18 protein-coding genes are annotated in these 21,929 nt (G+C 41.6%); 6 read left to right on the top strand and 12 right to left on the bottom strand.

Features of this window, described 5'->3' with window-relative positions; all coding sequences use genetic code 11:
• Positions 1-191 precede the first annotated feature (191 nt).
• The 3 genes from WMO13_RS01885 to kdsA all read right to left on the bottom strand — a co-directional run bounded on the left by WMO13_RS01885 (position 192) and on the right by kdsA (position 2,686).
• Positions 192-827 (bottom strand): hypothetical protein, encoded by a 636-nt coding sequence (locus WMO13_RS01885; protein WP_026879644.1) that lies wholly within the window; start codon positions 825-827, stop codon positions 192-194.
• A 58-nt stretch (positions 828-885) separates the two neighbouring features.
• Positions 886-1,560: a hypothetical protein gene (locus tag WMO13_RS01880; RefSeq protein ID WP_026879643.1), complete on the bottom strand. Its 675-nt coding sequence runs from the start codon at positions 1,558-1,560 to the stop codon at positions 886-888.
• A gap of 274 nt (positions 1,561-1,834) precedes the next feature.
• Positions 1,835-2,686, bottom strand: a complete 852-nt coding sequence (kdsA, locus tag WMO13_RS01875) for a 3-deoxy-8-phosphooctulonate synthase (protein WP_034856275.1) — start codon at positions 2,684-2,686, stop codon at positions 1,835-1,837.
• A 402-nt stretch (positions 2,687-3,088) separates the two neighbouring features.
• Here kdsA and rarD point away from each other — a divergent pair, with 402 nt between their 5' ends.
• Positions 3,089-4,012 carry an EamA family transporter RarD gene (rarD, locus tag WMO13_RS01870; RefSeq protein WP_034856293.1) on the top strand — a complete coding sequence of 308 codons (924 nt, stop codon included), beginning with the start codon at positions 3,089-3,091 and terminating at the stop codon, positions 4,010-4,012.
• A 51-nt stretch (positions 4,013-4,063) separates the two neighbouring features.
• On the opposite strand, the gene murJ is transcribed toward rarD, so the two are convergent.
• The 9 genes from murJ to purL all read right to left on the bottom strand — a co-directional run bounded on the left by murJ (position 4,064) and on the right by purL (position 17,506).
• Entirely contained in the window at positions 4,064-5,623 is a 1,560-nt protein-coding gene (murJ, locus tag WMO13_RS01865) for a murein biosynthesis integral membrane protein MurJ (RefSeq protein WP_034856272.1), read from the bottom strand.
• A 509-nt stretch (positions 5,624-6,132) separates the two neighbouring features.
• Positions 6,133-6,477: an integration host factor subunit alpha gene (locus WMO13_RS01860; RefSeq protein WP_157954911.1), complete on the bottom strand. Its 345-nt coding sequence runs from the start codon at positions 6,475-6,477 to the stop codon at positions 6,133-6,135.
• A 4-nt stretch (positions 6,478-6,481) separates the two neighbouring features.
• Entirely contained in the window at positions 6,482-8,866 is a 2,385-nt protein-coding gene (pheT, locus tag WMO13_RS01855; RefSeq protein WP_026879640.1) for a phenylalanine--tRNA ligase subunit beta, read from the bottom strand.
• An 18-nt stretch (positions 8,867-8,884) separates the two neighbouring features.
• The gene (gene pheS, locus WMO13_RS01850; RefSeq protein WP_026879639.1) at positions 8,885-9,898 is read right to left on the bottom strand and encodes a phenylalanine--tRNA ligase subunit alpha; all 1,014 of its coding nucleotides are present in this window, start codon (positions 9,896-9,898) and stop codon (positions 8,885-8,887) included.
• 105 nt (positions 9,899-10,003) lie between these two features.
• A complete protein-coding gene (gene rplT / locus WMO13_RS01845) occupies positions 10,004-10,360 on the bottom strand; it encodes a 50S ribosomal protein L20 (RefSeq protein WP_026879638.1) in 357 nt (118 codons plus the stop codon).
• Positions 10,361-10,384: 24 nt separating this feature from the next.
• The gene (rpmI, locus tag WMO13_RS01840; protein WP_026879637.1) at positions 10,385-10,582 is read right to left on the bottom strand and encodes a 50S ribosomal protein L35; all 198 of its coding nucleotides are present in this window, start codon (positions 10,580-10,582) and stop codon (positions 10,385-10,387) included.
• Between the two features lie 39 nt (positions 10,583-10,621).
• A complete protein-coding gene (gene infC / locus WMO13_RS01835) occupies positions 10,622-11,155 on the bottom strand; it encodes a translation initiation factor IF-3 (RefSeq protein WP_026879636.1) in 534 nt (177 codons plus the stop codon).
• Positions 11,156-11,358: 203 nt separating this feature from the next.
• Entirely contained in the window at positions 11,359-13,278 is a 1,920-nt protein-coding gene (thrS, locus tag WMO13_RS01830) for a threonine--tRNA ligase (RefSeq protein ID WP_026879635.1), read from the bottom strand.
• Between the two features lie 334 nt (positions 13,279-13,612).
• Positions 13,613-17,506: a phosphoribosylformylglycinamidine synthase gene (gene purL / locus WMO13_RS01825; protein WP_026879634.1), complete on the bottom strand. Its 3,894-nt coding sequence runs from the start codon at positions 17,504-17,506 to the stop codon at positions 13,613-13,615.
• Between the two features lie 508 nt (positions 17,507-18,014).
• Between purL and WMO13_RS01820 the strand changes: the two genes are divergently transcribed.
• The 5 genes from WMO13_RS01820 to rnhA all read left to right on the top strand — a co-directional run bounded on the left by WMO13_RS01820 (position 18,015) and on the right by rnhA (position 21,922).
• The gene (locus WMO13_RS01820; RefSeq protein ID WP_026879633.1) at positions 18,015-18,656 is read left to right on the top strand and encodes a c-type cytochrome; all 642 of its coding nucleotides are present in this window, start codon (positions 18,015-18,017) and stop codon (positions 18,654-18,656) included.
• Positions 18,657-18,851: 195 nt separating this feature from the next.
• Entirely contained in the window at positions 18,852-19,586 is a 735-nt protein-coding gene (locus WMO13_RS01815) for a thiol:disulfide interchange protein DsbA/DsbL (protein WP_051396346.1), read from the top strand.
• A 160-nt stretch (positions 19,587-19,746) separates the two neighbouring features.
• Positions 19,747-20,568, top strand: coding sequence for a prolipoprotein diacylglyceryl transferase (lgt, locus tag WMO13_RS01810; RefSeq protein ID WP_026879632.1), 822 nt, complete (start codon positions 19,747-19,749; stop codon positions 20,566-20,568).
• Complete coding sequence (locus WMO13_RS01805) at positions 20,565-21,359, top strand: thymidylate synthase (RefSeq protein WP_026879631.1); 795 nt, start codon at positions 20,565-20,567, stop codon at positions 21,357-21,359. The genes lgt and WMO13_RS01805 overlap by 4 nt, the downstream gene beginning before the upstream one ends.
• A 68-nt stretch (positions 21,360-21,427) precedes the next feature.
• Positions 21,428-21,922 (top strand): ribonuclease HI, encoded by a 495-nt coding sequence (gene rnhA, locus WMO13_RS01800; RefSeq protein ID WP_051396345.1) that lies wholly within the window; start codon positions 21,428-21,430, stop codon positions 21,920-21,922.
• Positions 21,923-21,929 lie beyond the last annotated feature (7 nt).

Here is a 21,929-nt window from a genome sequence, read left to right as displayed (position 1 = left end):
CAAAGTATCATTATGATATTTTGGGGTTTTTAATAGATTTTTATTGTAAATTTGGTTTAAGAAAAATGGTTTTTAAACAGCTATTGTGGGGTTTTAAAAGAACATAAAAGCGTACTAAACAACACTTGCAAGATGCCGGATAGAACAGCTTCCTTGCCTCGATCAATCGATGCGCCGGCATTTCAATAAGCTTATTTTTTAAGTTCTTCTTGCGCTTTATTCTCTATTTCTTCGGAACTATCCTCCGATACCTTATTCGATGAATGAGCTACTTTAGGGGATTGCTCATAAAAACTTTCATTTTCAATATAGCCCGCCTGAAGTGCAATTTCCTCTAATTCTCGATAATCAATCTCTTCTTGCGTTTCTTCGACATCTTCAGGTTTTGGCAACGTAATTTCCTCAATCCCTAATGCTTTTTGTCTCTCTATCACATTCTGGTAGATCTGCTCTAATACTTCTCGCCCATACATATTACTGACAGCAACAACCGGTTTTCCCTCTTTAGGATGATAAATTAAACTATCCTCTTCGCCTTTTGAGAGGGTTACGGTTGATGCAAACTTTTTCTGTTCATCTAATACAAAAATACCCTCCCGGTAGGGAAAGACTTTGGTTTTATTTAAAAATCGTTTCAATAAAAGACGATCCGCTTGTACAACAACAGTTGAATTTGCAATGAAATAAAAGAAAATCCCTAACCCTATAAATAGAACTAGTGATGCATGCCCCATAAAAATACGTTGCAAAACCATCCCTGCAATGACAAGCATCAAAATCAACTTCATTTTTGCCCGACCTGAAGTTTTATAAATCTTATCTTCCATTTGATCTCCAGCCAAAAGCGATCCTGTTTAAGATCGGCCTATATTTTTTACTGTATTATTATGAACGACGCGACTGATCCGATGCATCCTGTGTCGCATTATTGTCGATAGGATGGGAATGATCGGCCTCTTTCTCTTCCGTAGAATCTGCTACCTGCGCCGTTTCTTTCTCGCTAGCATCACCAACCGCATCTTCTTCAATATCACTATTTTCAATATGGCCCTTTTCAGTACTATTGGGTAACGCTGTTTCATTATCCGGTACGGATTTTGACTCTGAATCAGCTTCTGCTTCGATCTCTCGTCCTATTTCATCTTGACGAGCTTTAATATCATTGTAGATCGATTCAATAACGGCAATATCATATAACCCATTCATTGCCATTACCGGATCTTGACCAATCGGGCTATAGGTAAGGCATTCTGCTTCTTTCTTAAAGAGCATCACCATTGCCGAAATACCCTGCTGTTTATCAATCGCAAAAGTGCCATCGTGAAAGGTAAATTCCCGAGCCCGGCCGAGTATTGGTTTCACTACTAAGCGATCACGCTTTAAAGTGGCCGTTGATACTGAAGTGATATAGAAAAAGATACCAAGTAGAATAAAGAGCAGTACCGGCACACGCCCTACTAATAATTGCTCAATCACAACAATGGCCACGACTGCAAACACAATCATTAGGATCAAATTCGTTTTGGCTTTACTAGAAATAGTATAGACTTTCTCTTCCATTTTTACGCCTCTTTTTAGACAATCAAAAAAAACGACCCTGATGACAGGATCGTTTCCTATTCGGATTTGGAATACTCATTCGTATCTCAAAAGCTTAAAGATACGTTATTCTGATTTCCAAGTCATCATTGATAGTATAGCATTAAAATATTAGTTATAAATAATTATAAACAGATATAAATATACATAAATATATTTTCTTGCATTTATATAATAATATCTCCTATATATCCCCTATACCTCTAGCCTCTTCCCTTATCTACTATAGTTAAACCTAGCGAATCTCTAAAGGTGCAAAAGATTTCACCACTTCATCAACGGCTTTGACTCGCTCTAAAAAGGGTTTTAATAGCGAAAGGGGTAATGCGCTAGGACCGTCACATTTTGCATGATCAGGATCAACGTGGGCTTCTAAGAAAAGGCCGGCTAATCCTGTTGCCATCCCTGATAGGGCTAATTCTAATACCTGCTCCCGACGACCGCCTGATGCCTTCTCTAGGGGATTGCGCTGTTGTAGAGAATGAGTCACATCGAAAATGACTGGTAAATTGTGGCAAACTTTCTTCATTACGCCAAAACCAAGCATATCTACCACTAAATTATCATAACCAAAACAGCTACCACGTTCACAGAGAATCACCTGTTCATTACCAGCTTCTGCAAACTTTTCAACAATATTCCCCATTTGCGACGGGCTTAAAAATTGTGGTTTTTTCACATTAATCACACGCCCGGTTTTAGCTAATGCCTCGACCAAATCCGTTTGCCGAGCTAAAAATGCCGGCAATTGCAGAACATCCGCTACTTGAGCCACAATCGGTGCTTGATGTGGTTCATGTACATCGGTAATGACCGGCACGCCAAATTCTTTTTTAACCGCTTCAAAAATTCGCATCCCTTCTTCTAAACCGACACCACGATAAGAGTGGATAGAGGAACGATTAGCTTTATCAAAGGAACCTTTAAACACAAGGGGGATTCCCAAACTTGTAGTGGCTTTGACATACTCGCCACAAGCGTGCAATGTACTATCAAGATCCTCTAATACATTAATGCCACCAAATAGAACAAAAGGTTGCTCATTACTAACCGAGATTTTCCCAACTTGAATACTCTTTCCTTGCATTGCAATAACTCCTTGCTTATACATTCATTGATCATTATGCAGATGTAGCTCATTAACTACATCATTCTATTACCATTATCTCTAGTGAAATTGATTTAATCATCTCGATTTCATTCGTACTCTATTTTACCCGAATCAGAAAAAATTCGCTGATCCTTACGTTAATCCTGACGACAATAATCATTGTAGTGATGATCTATCGCTCATCTTAATCAGAAATTTAATAAGAATTCATGACTCTAATCTGAATACATATCCGAATCACAATCTGATGATATCAGCTCACCATTGAAGCAAAAGAGAAATCATGCGCCCTTATTAAATCCTGCTACACTAACAAATATCTCAAGATCTCTATCCAATTTCCTTTATATCTCTAATCATCTCTATCGTGAGCTCGCTATGAACGCTAACCTATCGCCACAAGACTACAAAAAAGGAATTCTCCTTACCCTTACTTGCTACATTATTTGGGGATTTTTTCCGATCTATTGGTTCCCCTTAGCAGGGCTTGACCCGCTTCAATTAATGGCACAGCGTATTGGGTGGGCACTGCTCTTCATCGTCATTTTACTGCTTTTTCGTAAAGAAGATCGCTTACTGCTTGCGGATGCTTTTCGCAATCGTAAAATTCTACTTACCTTTATCGGATCCTCATTTTTCCTCTTTCTCAATTGGTCTATCTATCTCTATGCCATTAGTAGTAAACAGGTGCTTGAAGCAAGTTTAGGCTACTATATCAATCCATTAGTCAGTATCTTCTTAGGACGATTACTCTTTAAAGAGACGTTCACCTCAATGCAATATATCGCCATTGCTATCGCCGGACTTGGTGTTTTATGGCTGGCCATTTTAGGCGGAACATTCCCCTTTATCGCCCTTTTACTTGCGTTCTCTTTTGCCTTTTATGGTGCAATTAAAAAGATCGCCTCACTTCCACCCTTGCCGGGGCTTTTCCTTGAAACACTCTTTATGAGTCCTTTCACAATCATCTATCTGACAATGATGTATCAGCAAAACGCGCTTGTATTTTTAGAGTTAGAGAATCTACCGCTCTTTATCTTAATCTTCTCCGGTGCGGCGACGACAATCCCACTACTCCTCTTTGCTAAAGGCGCAAAATATATTCCCCTCTCCATTGTTGGAATTTTGCAATATGCCTCTCCGACCCTACAATTTATCTCCGGCATTTGGATCTTTGAAGAAGCGTTCTCACTCTCAAGATTTATCGGTTTTGCTATTGTTTGGGGCGCAGTATCACTCTATATCGGTAGTGAGATCTACCGCTTTCAGCGCCATAAAAGAGAGGTCAAAATCGTAAAATGATTTTAAAATAATTTGCAAGCTTCTTATCAAGCACCTTACGCTCACGACACTCTATTCTTGCACTGATTGAATATTGCCTAATGGCCCTTTTAATCGGGCAAGTTTAAAGCCTGCAAAATGTAATACGGCAAAATAGAGTGCAATAATCAGAAGAATAATGCCGATAATCAGCGGTAATTTGAGCCAAATAGAGGCACTAAACCAGAATGATTGATAATGATTAACGCCCATTAGCGCCACAATGAGAAGCCCATTTGCCGGAAGTAATGCCAGCATTTTACGAGTTAAGAGATCTTTAAAGTAGTGCACTTTCATCACAACCAATCCGCCGGCAAGTAGTAACGCATTCACCCAAGCGGCAATCGAGGATGAGAGCGCTAGCCCTGCGTGCTGATAATAGCGCACTAAGATAAGTTGCAGTAAGATATTGGTGCCAATGGCGATCAGACTAAAATACATCGGGGTTTTCGTATTTTGCCGAGAGAAATAGACCGGCGCTAAAATGCGAATAATAAAGAAAGCCGGGATACTCAAGGCATAAGTCATTAGACTTCTACTTGCCATTACGACATCTGTCGCCGTAAATTCCCCCCGCATAAAGAGGATCGCTAATAAAGGCTCTGCCAAGAATACCAATCCTAACATTGCCGGGATGCCGATAATGAGCGATAGCTCTACTCCCCAGTCAATCGTTTTGCCCAAATTAACCCAATCTTTTTGGGTATGTAACTCCGAGAGTTTCGGCAAAATAACCGTCCCTAAAGCTACTGCAAAAGTACCAATGGCAAATTCGACTAAACGATCTGAGTAATAGAGCCAGGTAATGCTTCCTGTTTCTAAACGTGAGGCTAATTGAGTATTAATCAAAATATTAATCTGACTACTTGAAGAGCCAATCAAGGCCGGAACCATCAGCCACATCACTTTTTTAACGCCCGGCGATGAGAATCGAATCGTCGGCTTACTGAGAAGCCCCGCCTTTTTAACGGCAAAAAGTAAGGTCAATAACTGCACAATACCCGCAATAAATACCGCATAGCCTAGGGCCATAATCGGTTCAGCCCAAAGACTGCTGATCATCGCGCCGGAAATCAGGAAGAGATTAAGCAGAATCGGCGTTGCGGCGGGAATAGCAAATTGATGTATAGCATTGAGTACACTGCTATACATTGCGGTCATACAGATAAAAAAGAGATAAGGAAGCATCAAATGTAAGAGCGATTCTGTAAGATAGAATTTCTCGGGATTATCTCGAAACCCTGAGGCAAAGAGAAGAACCATTTCGGATGAGAAAAATAATCCTAATGCGGTAATGGCGAGTAAAATAATGCCAAGCGTACCACTGACTTCCGCTAAAAAACGCCGTAGTTCATCAAAACTTCTCTCTAAACGATATTCACTAAATACTGGTACAAAGGCTTGATTAAAAGCGCCTTCTCCAAAAAATCGACGAAAGAGATTCGGGATTCTAAAGGCAACACTAAACGCATCCATTGCGGCGGTTGCCCCGAAGAAGCTCGCAAATACGATATCACGCAATAGACCCATTACCCGCGAGAGAAAGGTAAAACCACTCACAGTAAAGAGCGAACGAAAGAGCGATGATTTCATAAAATTCCCCGATAATGACCCGTATGAAAGTGACCTTTGTGAAATATGGTCTTTGTACAGTAAATTTGGTTTAAGAAAAATGGCTTTTAAACAGCTATTGCATTTAAAAGAAGATAAAACCTGACTCACCAACACTTGCAAGATGCCGGATAGAACAGCTTCCTTGCCTCGATCAGCCGATGCGCCGGCATTTTAACAAGCTTCTTTTGAACCGATCTTACTATAAAATAGATCTTCGTAAAATAGACATTCATACGATAGATGTTAAGAAAACTGTGCTTGATTATACGCCGATCTCTATCGAAGATACAAAAAGCCCTGCATTTTATTCTGCAGGGCTTTTGATTGATCTCAGAGATGAGAAACTTTAGAAGATCTCATCTCTGAGTAGACCGGACTTTCGTCTATTGTGAAAGAATTATATTTTCAATCCTCAAACAGTGAGCCATTTAATTATCATCTTAGATCATCAACTTAGAATCATAATCTCAAGGCCCTAAGCGCAATAATTAGCGCTCTGCTTTTTGGCTTAATTCATTCATACTTAAACGTAAATTCTGACCAATACGGAATGTTACAACACGACGTGCGCTGATTGGAATCTCTTCCCCTGTTTTAGGGTTTCTGCCTGGACGCTCTGATTTATCACGTAACTCAAAACTACCAAAACCAGAGAGCTTAACGGCACGGCCTGAAGCTAACGCATCACTAATTTCACCGAAGAAATCTTCTACAAATTGCTTGGTATCTTCCCGAGAGATATTAGTGCTGTGATAGAGGTTTTCCGTAATCGCAGCTTTCGTTAAAGTAGACATATATAACTCCTTTACATATAACTTATTTGTATCAAACATCGAATTATTGTCGTAGCGTGACACCTAATTGCGTAAGATCGCTCAATATCTCCGCTACTACCTGATCAATTTCCACATCTTTGAGGTTCTCCTCGCGATTTTGGAAAGTAAGACTAAATGCCATATTTTTTGAGGCCTTTTCATCTTGATGGTTCTTCGGTGCATAGATATCAAATAAGTTAACGGAAACAAGATATTTACGAGGCGTTGTTTTGCCTTGCATTACATCTACGATCTGCTGCGTCGTCACTGACGCTGGTACAACGAGCGCTAGATCTCGTTTTGACACAGGGAATCGAGAGAGCGCTTGGAACTTAGGTGTTTCAGATTGACTGAGAAGATCGTAATTGAGTTCAAATACGAAGATATCTCGATTCAGATCTAAAGCTTTCACCACAGATGGATGTAATTTTCCTAAATAGCCGACTGTTTCACCACTTTCTAACTTGATATCTGCCCTCTGTCCTGGATGTAAAATCTCACGCTCTGATGGCACAAAACAGAAATCTTTTCTGCCTGTCCGTTTTAAGAGTGCTTCTACATCCCCCTTCAAATCAAAAAAGTCAGCCACTCGAGCATCAACACCCCACTGTAAAGGTGCTGCGGTACCACAAATAGCACCGGCAATATGCAATACCTGTACAGGATTCTCTAATGTCCCATTATAAGTACGGCCTGACTCAAAAAATCTTAATCGTGTCTGTTGCCGTTTCAAGTTATGATCCATCGCCCCTAAAACACCCGGTAATAGCGTTGTTCTCATCACAGAAAGATCATTAGAGATCGGGTTTTTGAGTGCAATCGTGTCTCTACCCGGATCTAAAATCGCTTGCCAAGTAGGACTTGTAAAGCTCATCTCAATCACTTCATAAAAACCACGATCCACTAAAATCTGTTTGAAATCCGCTAATTTGACCTTTGATTCAGGCACAGGATTCATCACAACTTGTGATAGCATCTCAAACGAGACAGGAACTTCATCATACCCATTTAACCGCGCGACTTCTTCAATAAAATCTTCTTCTATTTGTAAATCAAAACGGTAACTAGGTGGCTCAATGATAAGGTAATCATTGTGAACTTCTGTCACATTTCCAACACGACTTAGTAGTGTATTTATATCACAGTTTGTAAATTTTTGTCCAATTATTTGATTTATTTTACAAAATCTTACCTTTATAGGTAGTCGCTTGGGTAGCTGCTCTTCACTTACAATACGGGTCACAGGTCCTGCTTTTCCACCCGCATATTCCCGAATTAAACTTACCGCATAAGCTAAAGCTTTTTCTGCTAAAGCAAAATCAACACCCCGCTCAAAACGGTGTGAAGAATCGGTATGTAAACCATAATTACGCGCGCGCCCTGCAATGGTAATCGGGTTAAACCAAGCCGCTTCTAAGAAAATAGTCGTTGTTGTATCATCACAACCACTCTCTACCCCCCCCATAATCCCTGCCATAGCAAGCACTTTCTTCTCATCGGCGATCACAAGGGTATCTTCTCGAAGCGTCACTTTATCCTCATTAATGAGTGTTAAAGCCTCGCCTTGACGGGCTCGACGCACATGAAGATCTCCTTCAATTTTCGCAATATCAAATGCATGTAACGGTTGACCCACTTCTAATAGTACATAATTGGTGACATCCACTAAAATACCATGAGGACGGATACCACAACGGCGTAAGCGCTCTTGCATCCATAAAGGTGAGGGGGCTTTAGGGTTGACATTCTCAATCACACAACCTAAATATTTAGGACAATCTGCAGGATCATCCACCACAACATGCTTACTAAAAGTGCTCTCTACCGTTAAAGGTGCTTCGTCAAAGCTGCGAACAGATTGTCCGGTCATTGCCGCTAAATCTCTTGCTACACCTAAAATACTTAAACAATCCCCACGGTTCGGCGTTAAATCGATCTCAACGATCTCATCATCTAAACTTAAGGCTTCGCGGAAATCAGCACCTACAGTTAATGATGAATCTAAAATCATTAACCCTGAAGCATCTTCATTTAATCCCAGCTCTTTTGCTGAACAGAGCATTCCTGAAGAAGCAACACCCCGTAATTTAGCATCTTTAATCTTAAAATCACCCGGCAAAACAGCCCCCACTAATGCAGTGGGCACTTTAATACCTACAGCAACGTTCGGTGCACCACAAACGATCTGTACCGGTGTATCTTGCCCCACATTAACCTGTGCCACCCGAAGGCGATCTGCATCAGGATGTTGCTCTAAAGCGACGACTTCACCAATCACAACCCCACTAAATGCCGGTGCTGCTAATTCTACACCTTCTACTTCTAATCCCGCCATCGTTAAACGATTAGCAAGATCTGCAGGAATCTCTTGAATCCACTCTTTTAACCAAGAAACTGAAATTTTCATATCTTTGTACCAATCCTATTATCTAAATTGCGTTAAGAAGTTCATATCATTTTCATAGAAAAGGCGCAGATCATTGACACTATAACGAAGCATCGCTAAGCGCTCAACGCCCATTCCAAAGGCATAACCTTGATAAACCTCAGGATCGATATTGACCGCTTTTAAAACATTAGGATGCACCATGCCGCACCCTAACACTTCAAGCCAGCCTGTATTTTTACAAACACGACAACCATCGCCATTACAGATCACACACTCAATATCCACTTCTGCTGATGGTTCTGTGAATGGGAAGAAAGATGGGCGAAAACGAAGTTTTAAATCTTTTTCAAAGAACTTTTGCATAAACTCTGTCAAAATGCCTTTCAGATCCGCAAAAGTGACTTCTTTATTCACCACTAAACCTTCCACTTGATGGAACATCGGACTATGAGTCACATCTGAGTCACTACGATATACACGACCATAACCGATCATCTGAATAGGCGGTTTCTCTTCTTGCATCACATGAATCTGAGTATTCGAAGTATGTGTCCGAAGCAACATATGTTCATCAAAATAGAAGGTATCAAACATCGCTCTTGCAGGATGATGTTCAGGGATATTGAGCGCTTCAAAGTTATAGAAATCGCTCTCAATTTCAGGTCCTTCCACCACATCAAATCCGACAGATGAAAAGAATTGATGGATACGCATCATTGTACGAGTAATAGGATGTAAGGCTCCCATATCACTATTGCGACCTGGCTGAGTAACATCGACAGTTTCTGTCATGAGTTTGCGATACAATTCTGCTTCTTCAAGCACTGTTTTTTTCGCTTCAAGCGCTTCGGTGACCGCTCTACGCACCTCATTAATTTCAGCGCCTCGCGCCTTTCTCGCTTCAGGATCTAATTTCCCAAGTTCTGCCATTAGGCCACTGATCTGCCCTTTTTTACCAAAATAGGTGACACGCACCTCTTCGATAGCTTGCAAATTATCCGCTTTAGCGATGGCTTCTAAAGCAGTTTGAAGAATTGTCTCTAGACTCATTAGTTCATCTACCTACATATCTGTAATTACAATAAAAAAAGGAAAAGAGCAATCAAAGTGCTGCTTTTCCTTTTTGTTCAAACTCTTATATTAACTAAGAGAGATTTATGCTAATGCTGATTTAGCCCGTTCTGCTAATGCGCCAAATGCATTAATATCATGAACAGCCATATCTGCTAGCACTTTACGGTCAATTTGAATTTCTGCTTTCTTAAGACCATTGATGAAACGGCTGTATGAAAGACCAAACTCACGCGCTGCAGCATTGATACGAACGATCCATAGTGAACGGAAATCTCTTTTGCGTTGACGACGGTCACGATAAGCGTATTGACCCGCTTTATAAACCGCTTGGGTTGCTGTACGGATTGAACGTGAACGTGCACCGTAATAACCTTTTGCTTTTTTTAAGATTTTTTTGTGACGCGCTTTAGTCGTCGTCCCGCGTTTAACTCTTGCCATTTTGTAATTCTCCTAATTAATAACTTATGCGTGTGGTAACAATTGTGCGATTTGCTTATGATCTGCTTTCGAGATCACAGCCTCCCCACGAAGATGTCTTTTACGCTTAGTTGATTTTTTAGTCAGGATATGGCTACGGAACGCACATTGGCGTTTGAAACTACCACTTGCTGATTTGCGGAAACGCTTTTTTGCGCCGCTATGTGTTTTTAATTTTGGCATTTTAATCCACTCGCATTTCTATCATTTTAATAAATCGGACTACTCTTTCGGCGCAGTTTTGATCGGTGCTAGTACCATGACCATTTGTCGTCCTTCCATTTTTGGACGTTGTTCAACAGTACCGTACTCTTTCAAATCTTGCTCAACCCGAAGTAATAGATCCATACCTAGATCTTGGTGCGCCATTTCACGCCCTCTAAATCTGAGCGTCACTTTGGCTTTATCACCATCTGTAAGGAAACGTATCAGGTTGCGTAGTTTTACCTGATAATCACCCTGATCCGTCGAAGGACGGAACTTGATCTCTTTTACTTGAATCTGCTTCTGTTTCTTCTTCGCTTCATCTGCCTTTTTCTGTTGCTCATAACGGAATTTACCGTAATTCATGATGCGACATACAGGCGGACGGGCAGTCGGAGAAATTTCCACTAAATCAAGCCCATCATTGTATGCTAAATCTAACGCTTCATCAAGTGGAACAATTCCTTTTTGTTCCCCATCAGCTGTAATCAAGCGTACTTCTTTCACCGAAATTTTATCGTTAATTCGATGTTCATATTGATTGCTAATAATACTATCTCCTATGCTAATGAATCTTTAAAATATCTTTTGAATATAGGTTAAATAGTCATTTCTGAATAAAATTCGATAGAAATGTTTTTATAAAAAATCTATAAATATCCCATAAATTATATCAGTTACCTACTATTTAAGTGATTAATTACGGGCATTTTCCTAAGAATAATCCCCGTTTAATGTTTTATATGTCCAATATTCTACAATGATTTTTGCAGAAGTTCGAGAAATTCCTCAAGCGTCATTGCACCAAGGTCTTCCCCTTCGCGAGTTCTTACCGCAACTTTACCCTCTCCCATCTCGCGATTTCCAAGCACTAAAATATACGGAATCCGTGCAATCGTTGCCTCACGAATCTTATAACCGATCTTCTCATTACGAATATCAAGCTTTGTTCTTATATTAAGGGCTTTCAAACTTTTTTCAAGTTGTTCAGCATACTCAATTTGCTGACTCGTAATCGTTAAAATTGTGACTTGTTCTGGTGCTAGCCATAACGGCATTGATCCTGCATGATGCTCAATTAAGATTCCGATGAAACGTTCAAATGAACCTAAAATAGCACGATGTAACATTACAGGACGTTTACGCGTATTATCTTCATCCACAAACTCAGCATCCAAACGTTCAGGCAATACGAAATCAAGCTGAATAGTACCCACCTGCCAAGAACGACCGATTGCATCTTTGATGTGATATTCCACTTTAGGGCCATAAAAAGCACCCTCACCAGGTAACTCTTCCCACTCAATGCCGGCACTACTTAATGCCGAACGAAGTCCTGATTCCGCCTGATCCCAAATAAGGTCATCTCCCGCTCTCTGGTCAGGGCGAAGTGATAATTTAACACTGACATTATTAAAACCAAAGTGATCATACACACTCATTGCAAAACGATGAAAACGCTCTACCTCAGAAACCACTTGATCTTCGCGACAAAAGATGTGTGCATCATCTTGCACAAAGCCTCGAACGCGCATTAAACCATGAAGCGCTCCTGATGGCTCGTTACGATGACATGAACCAAACTCTGCCAAACGCATTGGAAGATCACGGTAAGAGTGAAGTCCGTTATTAAATACTTCAATATGACATGGGCAGTTCATCGGTTTAATCGCATAATCCCGATTCTCCGATGAGGTGGTAAACATATTCTCTTTATAGTTTTCCCAGTGCCCTGAACGCTCCCAAAGCGTACGATCCATGACAAGCGGCGTGCGAATCTCTTGGTAACCTTCCTCTTTCTGCCGGCGACGCATATATTGCTCTACCGCTTGCCAAATCGCCCAACCTTTAGGATGCCAAAACACCATGCCTGGCGCCTCTTCTTGTAGATGGAATAGATTTTGCGCACGGCCAATACGACGATGATCCCGTTTTTCCGCCTCTTTAACACGTTCAAGATGTTCTTTAAGCTCTTTTTCTGTTGCAAAAGCCACTGCATAAATACGGGTTAACATCTTATTATTGGAATCACCGCGCCAATAAGCACCCGCAACATTCGTTAGCGCAAAGGCTAGTTTGGCTTTATTGGTGGTTGGAAGATGCGGTCCACGGCAAAGATCCATAAAGACATCTTCCCCATTATTCCCTTGACGATAGAGAGAGATCTCTGTCTGCTCTTCCGGTGCTCGTTCGATAATATCCGCTTTATAAACTTCCCCTTTATTGAGGAAATACTCGATCGCTTTCGCCCGAGGCCACATCTCACGAGTAACCTCTAAATTCTCTTTGAGGATTTCCCGCATTTTGGCATCAATCGCCGGTAATGCTTCTGGCGTAATCGGTTCTACAAAATCCACATCATAGTAAAATCCATTTTCGATGGTCGGACCTATGGCCAATTTCGCATCAGGATAGAGCTCTTTCACTGCACGCGCTAGAACTTGGGCTGCAAGCGTATGTCTTGCGATATCTAATCCTGCCGTATCCTTTACCGTTAATACTTTAAAGTCTACATCTTCTGTAATCGTATAGCTAAGATCCTTATCTTCTCCATCGACAACAATTCCTACAGCAGCCTTTGCAAGACCGGGTCCAATATCATTGACAATATCAAATCCTGTAACGGCGCCTTGGTACTCTCTTTTACTACCATCAGGCAAAGTAATAACGGGCATTGATTTCCTCACTCTAATTAAAACAATGTAAATGTCTATAAACAGTCTATTATAGACTATTCTCTATTCGGTGTACCATAATTTCTTATCGTAACGCAAGTTAAGTGACAATTGAACAATCTTTATAACACTTTTCAAGCTCTCTCTTCTAACAGCCATTAATTACGGACAAATAAAAAACAAGAAATAAAAAGTGATAAATAAAAAAGCGAGCTGATGCCCGCTTCTCTGATAGTGCGTAACTATCGAAAAATAGTTACGACTTATTATCAGACCTCTTAGATCCATTCAATCCCTAATCTATTAGATCCTCAGTCCATTCATTCACACCGCATTAACCTAAGGCTTTTCGGGCATTACGGAAGAGACGCATCCAAGGGCCATCTTCTTGCCATTCAGCCGGATGCCAAGAGTTACTCACTGTTCTAAAAACACGTTCAGGATGCGGCATCATAATGGTTGCGCGACCATCTTGAGATGACACGGCAGTAATACCGGCAGGCGAGCCATTAGGATTAGCAGGATATTGCTCTGTTGCTGCGCCATAAGCATCCACATAACGTAATCCGACCAAACCTTGAGTGATCAATGCCTCTTGATGCGCTTGCTCTCTAAACTCTGCAAACCCTTCACCATGAGAAACTGCAATGGCTAAACGAGAGCCTTCCATGCCTTTTAAGAATAGGGAAGGACTCTCTAATACTTCCACCATACTAAAACGGGCTTCAAAACGCTCTGAACGGTTACGCGTAAAGCGGGGCCAGAGTTCCGCACCTGGTATGAGATCTCTGAGATTTGACATCATCTGACAGCCATTACACACGCCGAGTGATAATGTATCTTCCCGCTCGAAGAATGTTGCAAATTCGGTACGAACACGGTCATTAAAGAGGATTGATTTAGCCCAACCTTCCCCAGCACCCAATACATCACCGTAAGAGAACCCACCACAAGCCACTAACGCTTGGAACTCCTCTAAAGTTCGAGCGCCACTCAATAGATCACTCATATGTACATCAATCGCTTCAAATCCAGCACGATCAAAGGCTGCCGCCATCTCTACATGTGAGTTGACACCTTGCTCCCGAAGTACAGCAATGCGAGGTTTGGCTTTACCTATAATATAAGGAGAAGCAATATCTTCATTCTGATCAAAAGTGAGATAAGGATGAATACCAGGATTATCCCAATCAGCCTTAGCCTCATGCTCCTCATCAGCACAGAGAGGATTATCCCGCTCTCTTTGCATCTGCCAAGTGGTTTCTGCCCACCAGAGACGAAGCTGCGCTGTACTATTGTGATAAAGCACCGTGCCATTTTGCATCATCACAAAATCATTGCCTGTTTTTGCTTCTCCTAATAAATACATGACTGAATCTAACCCCGCTTTCGCAAAACGTGCCATCACAGCATCTAGATCTTCAGTGCGTACTTGAATCACCGCCCCTAACTCTTCAGTAAAGAGCACTTCTAATGGATTATCACCTAAATCTGCAATATCCACTTCCACTCCACAATGACCGGCAAATGCCATTTCCGCTAATGTTACGAACAAGCCCCCATCAGAGCGGTCGTGATAAGCCAATAGCTTCTGATCCCGCACTAACTCTTGCATCACCTCAAAAAATGCCCGAAGCTTATCAATATCTCGCACATCTGCGGCTGATTGACCTAATTGGCGATAGACTTGTGCTAAAGCGGTTGCCCCCAACGTATTACGCCCTTCCCCTAGATCAATGAGCAATAGCTTATTCTCAATAGCAGGCTGTAATTGCGGCGTAACCGTCCGGCGAACATCTTCTACTCGTGCAAATGCTGTAATCACTAATGATAACGGGGACGTTACTGAACGCTCAGATCCGCCTTCGCTCCAAGCGGTTTTCATCGACATCGAATCCTTACCGACAGGAATAGTTAATCCTAATGCTGGGCAAAGCTCTTCACCAACTGCTTTAACAGCGGCATAGAGACCTGCATCTTCACCAGGATGACCAGCAGCGGCCATCCAGTTTGCCGATAACTTAATCCGCTTCAAATCACCAATATCGGTTCCAGCAATATTCAGCAATGCTTCCCCTACTGCCATACGCGCAGAGGCTGCATGATCTAACAACGCAACAGGCGTTCGTTCACCCATCGACATCGCTTCACCATGATAACTATCAAGGCTTGCAGTGGTAACAGCACAATCAGCCACAGGCACCTGCCAAGGCCCTACCATCTGATCTCGCGCCACCATTCCGGTCACAGAACGATCGCCAATTGTAATTAAGAAGGTTTTTTCTGCAACCGCCGGCAAGTGCAATACTCGTTCAACGGCTTCCGACAACGAAATATCCTGCAAATTAAGCGTTTCACCTAACGACTGACGAGAAGTCACATCTCGTGTCATCTTCGGCGTTTTACCCAACAGGATATCAAGAGGCATATCAATAGGTTGATTCTCAAAATATTGATCATTTAATACTAATTCATGCGCTTCTGTCGCTTCACCAATAACAGCATAAGGCGCCCGCTCCCGTTGACAGATCGCATCAAATTGCGCCAAATCTTCTGGCGCAACGGCTAATACATAGCGCTCTTGTGATTCATTACACCAAATTTCAAGCGGTGTCATTCCGGGTTCATCACTAGGAATATCACGAAGCTCAAATCGACCACCACGCCCCCCATCACTCACTAGCTCCGGCATTGCATTTGACAAACCACCGGCACCAACATCGTGAATAAAGAGAATAGGATTCTCATCCCCTAACTGCCAACAACGATCGATCACCTCTTGGCAACGTCGCTCCATTTCAGGATTATCACGCTGTACCGAAGCAAAATCCAGATCGGCATCTGATTCACCCGATGCCATCGAGGAAGCGGCCCCTCCACCGAGTCCGATATTCATCGAAGGCCCACCAAGGACGATTAATTTTGCCCCCACAGGAATCTCGCCTTTTTGCACATGCTCTGCCCGAATATTCCCAAGACCACCAGCTAACATAATCGGTTTATGGTAACCACGAACCTCTTCGCCATTATAACTATTGACCGATTCTTCATAAGTTCGAAAGTAGCCCAAAAGCGCTGGGCGACCAAATTCATTATTATAAGCTGCCCCACCGAGTGGACCTTCCATCATAATGTCGTATGCCGATACGATTCTCTCAGGCTTACCAAAATCCACTTCCCAAGGTTGAATAAATCCTGGAATCCGAAGATTAGACACTGAAAATCCTGTTAAACCTGCTTTAGGTTTTGCCCCACGCCCCGTTGCACCTTCATCACGGATCTCTCCTCCAGAACCGGTAGCCGCACCGGGCCAAGGTGAAATTGCCGTAGGATGGTTATGAGTTTCTACTTTCATCAGGATATGATTGGGTTCTTGATGATATTGGTAATGTCCCGATTTCTCAGGGAAGAAACGTCCTACCGTTGAGCCTTCCATCACAGCTGCATTATCTTTATAAGCAGAGAGCACATAATCTGGCGTTTTTTCAAAGGTATTTTTAATCATCTTGAAGAGCGATTTAGGCTCAACTTTTCCATCGATAATCCAATCGGCATTAAAGATCTTATGCCGGCAATGCTCAGAGTTTGCTTGTGCAAACATATAGAGCTCAACATCAGTAGGATTACGTTTTAAGCGGGTAAAAGCAGCTAAGAGATAATCAATCTCATCAGGTGCTAAAGCTAACCCCAAACGGCTATTTGCTTCTTCCAGTGCAACACGCCCCTCTTCTAAGACATTAATACGTGTTAAAGGCGCCGGCGTTTGTAGTGTAAAGAGTGCCTTAGCCTCCGCCATTTCCCGGAAGACCGTTTCCATCATACGATCATGAAGTAGTGCCGTTAAAACTGTCGTCTGATCAGCAGTCAAGGTAGTGCCTTCGGCAATAGTAATATAATAGGCAATACCTCGCTCAAGGCGCTTCACTTTATCGAGTCCACAATTATGCGCGATATCTGTTGCTTTAGATGACCAAGGTGAGAGTGTGCCAGGACGCGGTGTAACGATAAAGAGCATACCTTGTGGGGTATGCTCTTTAAGGGTAGGACCATAATGAAGAAGTTGCGTTAACCGTGTCATCTCATCAGTTGTTAAGGGTTCTGATAGATCTGCAAAGTGAAGATACTCTGCATAGATTCCGGTAATAGGGAGATTCTGTTCGGTAAATAAATTGATAAATTTCGTAACACGAAATGGAGATAACACAGGTGAGCCACGCAAAATTTCCATAGTTTTTTAGTTCTCTCTCTTATTAACAATCGAGCTCAATGCTCAGGGATAAGGAGAATCATTATAGAGGAATCAAACTCTTGACGAAACTACCGAAACAATGTTTTTTATTAAGCCACTGTCCTATTTTCTAACTCTATTAGGTAGCGCAACCAATTTTTTGACCAATGATCATTTCCAGAATAAAGCGTCATCAAAAATAATTAAAGAATCGATATAACGGTATTATACAAGTGTTTCATACTGCTTTAATCAAAGTATTATCTTATGCCTTTATATTCCCTATTCTTCCCCCTTTCATGAGAAAATTCTTGATATAAACAAACTTCTTTTAACCTTCTACTACATATTTTTTTTAAAATAGAATAGAATAGTGCAATATTTAAGAATTATTTTGCTCAACTTAGCTGATCAAATCCCGTAACTTAGCGATTTAAGCGTTAAAATTACAAGATTTAATGAGTCCGCTATATGAAAAGAACAACCCAAATTTAGGAGAGAAACGGCTGTGCGTTTTAATTATAAAGCTCTAATTGGAATGAGTGTCACATTGATGTTAACTCAAGTGAACGCCAACGAAATAACACCAAATTATGAAGCAGGTAAGAAGATCGCGGAAACTTGCGTCTCTTGTCATGGTAAAGATGGCGTAAGTACAAATGATCTATATCCTAAGCTTGCAGGACAGCATCAAAAATATATCCGTACTCAGCTCTATGAGATGAAGCGTTCTTATACCGATCCTGATAATGGTCTTCGTTTTGATAAAGATATGAGTGTCGAAGCGAATAAATTAACCGATCAAGATATTGCCGATGTCGCGCTTTACCTCTCTAAACAGAAACGGAACTACGGTACAGCTGATGAAAAGCTCGCAATTCGCGGCGAACAGATCTACCGTGGCGGTGACATCGCTCGTGGTATTCCTGCATGTTCTGCCTGCCATAGCCCAACGGGCCAAGGTAACGCTGCTGCAAACTACCCTGCACTTGCAGGTCAACATGCGTTCTATACAGAAAAACAATTAAATCGTTTTAAAACAGAAGAGCGTAAAAATGACCCCGCACGTATTATGCGCGATATTGCTCAACGTATGAGTGAAGCTGAGATCAAAGAAGTCTCATCTTATATTCAAGGTTTACAGCCTTAGGATTTAATACTTAAGAGTCTTGACCCTTAAAGAATATTAGAAAGTGGGCTTTTGCTCACTTTTTTCTTTTCTAAAATCAATATGTATGATCCATCAATAAAATCTGGATCTTATCAAATTCATAAAATTAATGACTTAGCAGCATTAACGGTAATATACTGTTATAAGTCGTATTTATATTAAGGAGTTTCAAAAATGTTTAAAAAAATCCTAGCCACAAGTATCATTCTTCTCGGTTCAATGGTAGGAGCTGCTAGCGCACAAAACTACTATCAAGATATTACTCCGCCGGTGGCTCCAATCTATGATCCCAATAAAATCGAGGTTGTAGAAATATTTTCATATGCATGCCCTGCATGTTATATGTTTGAAAACTACTTTGCGCCTTGGCGTGATTCACAAAAAGATGTTGATGATGTCGAAGTCATCACGCTTGCCTCACCTGGCCAAGCAATTTGGTCGCTCTATGCCCAAGCATTCTATACTTTAGAGGCCATAAATGAATTAGATAAAGGGCATGAAGCATTTTTCAAAGCGATCCATCAAGATAAAAAACGTTTTATCAATGAAAATCAAATTGCAGACTTTATGGCAACTCAGGGCATCGATAAAGAGAAATTCTTAAAAGCTTGGAATGGTTTCTCAGCGAAAAGCTCGTTTAATAGAGCTGAAGATCTTATTGGTAATCAATATAAAGTCAATTTTACACCAGCTATCGTTGTGGATGGTCGTTATCTCATCAGCGCAGAACAAGCCAATAAACGACCAGGCAATGGCAATGCATATGAAAAATTAATCCTCACCATAAATGATGTAGTAGAAAAAGTGCGTCAAGAACGCAAAGCGCAGGAGGCTCCAACCACATCGACTAATATGGAATCACCTCAGGAAATTGAAACTGTGACTGAAACTATTACTGTTACAGAATAAACTCATCTATTTCTCAAGTTTGCGGGTATGCTTTATAGCTAAAATCCGCTACAATCTACAAGGGCTATTTTAGCCCTTTTTTATATGAGCTTAATCATTAAATGGCTTAACATGATTAGCCTATTGTTGTTCCCCCTATTCTTATCTGTAAGAGGATTGAATGTCATCACTCTACTTTGCCCCTCACATTGACCCTATTATCTTTTCCATTGGACCTGTTGCGCTCCGTTGGTATGCTTTAATGTATATCGTTGCGCTTGGCCTAGCGGTATTACTCGGCTCCTATCGCGCTAAAAAGCCCAATTCAGGATGGACTGTTGCACAAGTCAGCGATATGGCCTTTTATCTCTTCTTGGGGGCTATTTTAGGCGGTAGAATTGGTTATACCCTCTTCTATGATTTCCCTCATTTTATAGAAAATCCGGCTTCGATTATTGGTTGGACAGGATCAAGCATTGAATGGGCCGGCATGAGTTTTCATGGTGGCTTAATCGGTGTTTTAATCGCTAGCTTCTTAGTGGCAAAGCGTTATAAAAAAGGATTCTGGGAATTTACCGACTTTATTGCCCCACTGATTCCACTTGGTCTCTTCTTCGGTCGCCTTGGTAACTTTATCAATGGCGAATTGTGGGGGAGATTTACCGATCAAACTTGGGGCTTTTACTTTCAAAATGCCCCTGCAACGGTAGATTATATTTATCGTCATCCTTCGCAGCTCTATGAAGCATTCACTGAAGGATTACTACTCTTTATTATTCTTTGGATCTATACCGCAAAACCTCGTCCACGCGCAGCCGCTTCTGGTCTATTCCTCCTCGGCTATGGCGCATTTCGTTTCTTTGTGGAATTCTTCAGAGAACCCGATGCCCATCTAGGCTATATTGCCGGCGGTTGGTTAACCCAAGGAATGTTACTCTGTATCCCAATGATCATCATTGGTCTTATTATTCTCGTTATCGCCTATCGCAAGGATAAAGCATGAAACAGTATCTTGATCTAATGCAAAAAGTACGCACGGAAGGGGCTTTTAAAGAAGATAGAACAGGTACCGGTACTTTCTCTATCTTTGGTCATCAAATGCGTTTTGATCTCTCACAAGGTTTTCCGCTAGTGACCACTAAGAAACTCCACATTCGTTCAATCATTTATGAATTGTTGTGGTTCCTCAAAGGCGATACCAACATCGCTTACTTGCAAGAAAATGGCGTTCGTATTTGGAATGAGTGGGCAGATAAAAATGGCAATTTAGGCCCTGTTTATGGGGCTCAGTGGAGATCATGGCCCAAAGCAGATGGTACCGTTGTTGACCAAATCTCCGAGCTCATTGAGCAGATCAAGACAAACCCTGATTCTCGCAGACTTATCGTGAGCGCTTGGAATGTGGGCGAACTTGATCAAATGGCTCTTCCGCCTTGTCATCTACTTTTCCAATTTTATGTGAGTAACGGCAAATTATCCTGCCAACTCTATCAACGATCAGCCGATATATTCTTAGGTGTTCCTTTCAATATCGCTAGTTATTCGTTATTAACGCACATGATTGCACAGGTTTGCGACCTTGAAGTGGGCGATTTTATCTGGACAGGCGGTGATTGCCATCTTTATGCGAATCATATCGAACAGGCAGATCTACAACTCTCAAGGGAGCCTTTAGCGCTTCCAACACTGAAAATTCACAATGATCCACAATCGATCTTTGATTTCCAATTTGAAGATTTTGAGATTTGTGATTATCAGTCTCATCCCGGTATTAAAGCTGTTGTTGCGGTATAAGCCCAACCTTAACCTATTATTTCACTCAATACACTCGACTTCAGCATCTACAAGAAACAAGAATTTCTATGACGACTCATCAACAAACCTCTCAGGATTCATCCAAGCCTTCTCCGGAGGAATTTGTATATGCTTATACCGATGGTGCTTGCCGAGGAAATCCCGGTCCCGGCGGTTGGGGGGTATTGTTAATCTACAAAGGTCATGAAAAGACCCTTTCGGGATTTGAACCGGAAACGACCAATAACCGTATGGAATTAACGGCGGCAATTAAAGCTCTGCAAGCGCTTACTCGCCCTTGTCATATTGTGCTTACTACGGATTCTCGGTATGTGCAGCAAGGGGTATTAAACTGGATTGATGGTTGGATCCGCCGGGATTGGAAAACTGCCAATAATAAACCGGTACTTAATCAAGATTTATGGCGCTTACTGCTACTAGAGCGGGAACGCCATCTTTCAATTGATTGGTGTTGGGTAAAAGGACATGCTGGGCATCGGGAAAATGAGATCGTGGATCAACTCGCTACCGGGGCGATTACCGAGCATTTAGGAAAAGGATAAGGAATCT

This window comes from Ignatzschineria larvae DSM 13226 (genome assembly GCF_038500265.1).
Classification (GTDB): Bacteria; Pseudomonadota; Gammaproteobacteria; order Cardiobacteriales; family Wohlfahrtiimonadaceae; genus Ignatzschineria; species Ignatzschineria larvae.
The sequence above is the reverse complement of the archived record's forward strand: the minus strand, read 5'-3'. Positions and strand labels throughout refer to the sequence as shown.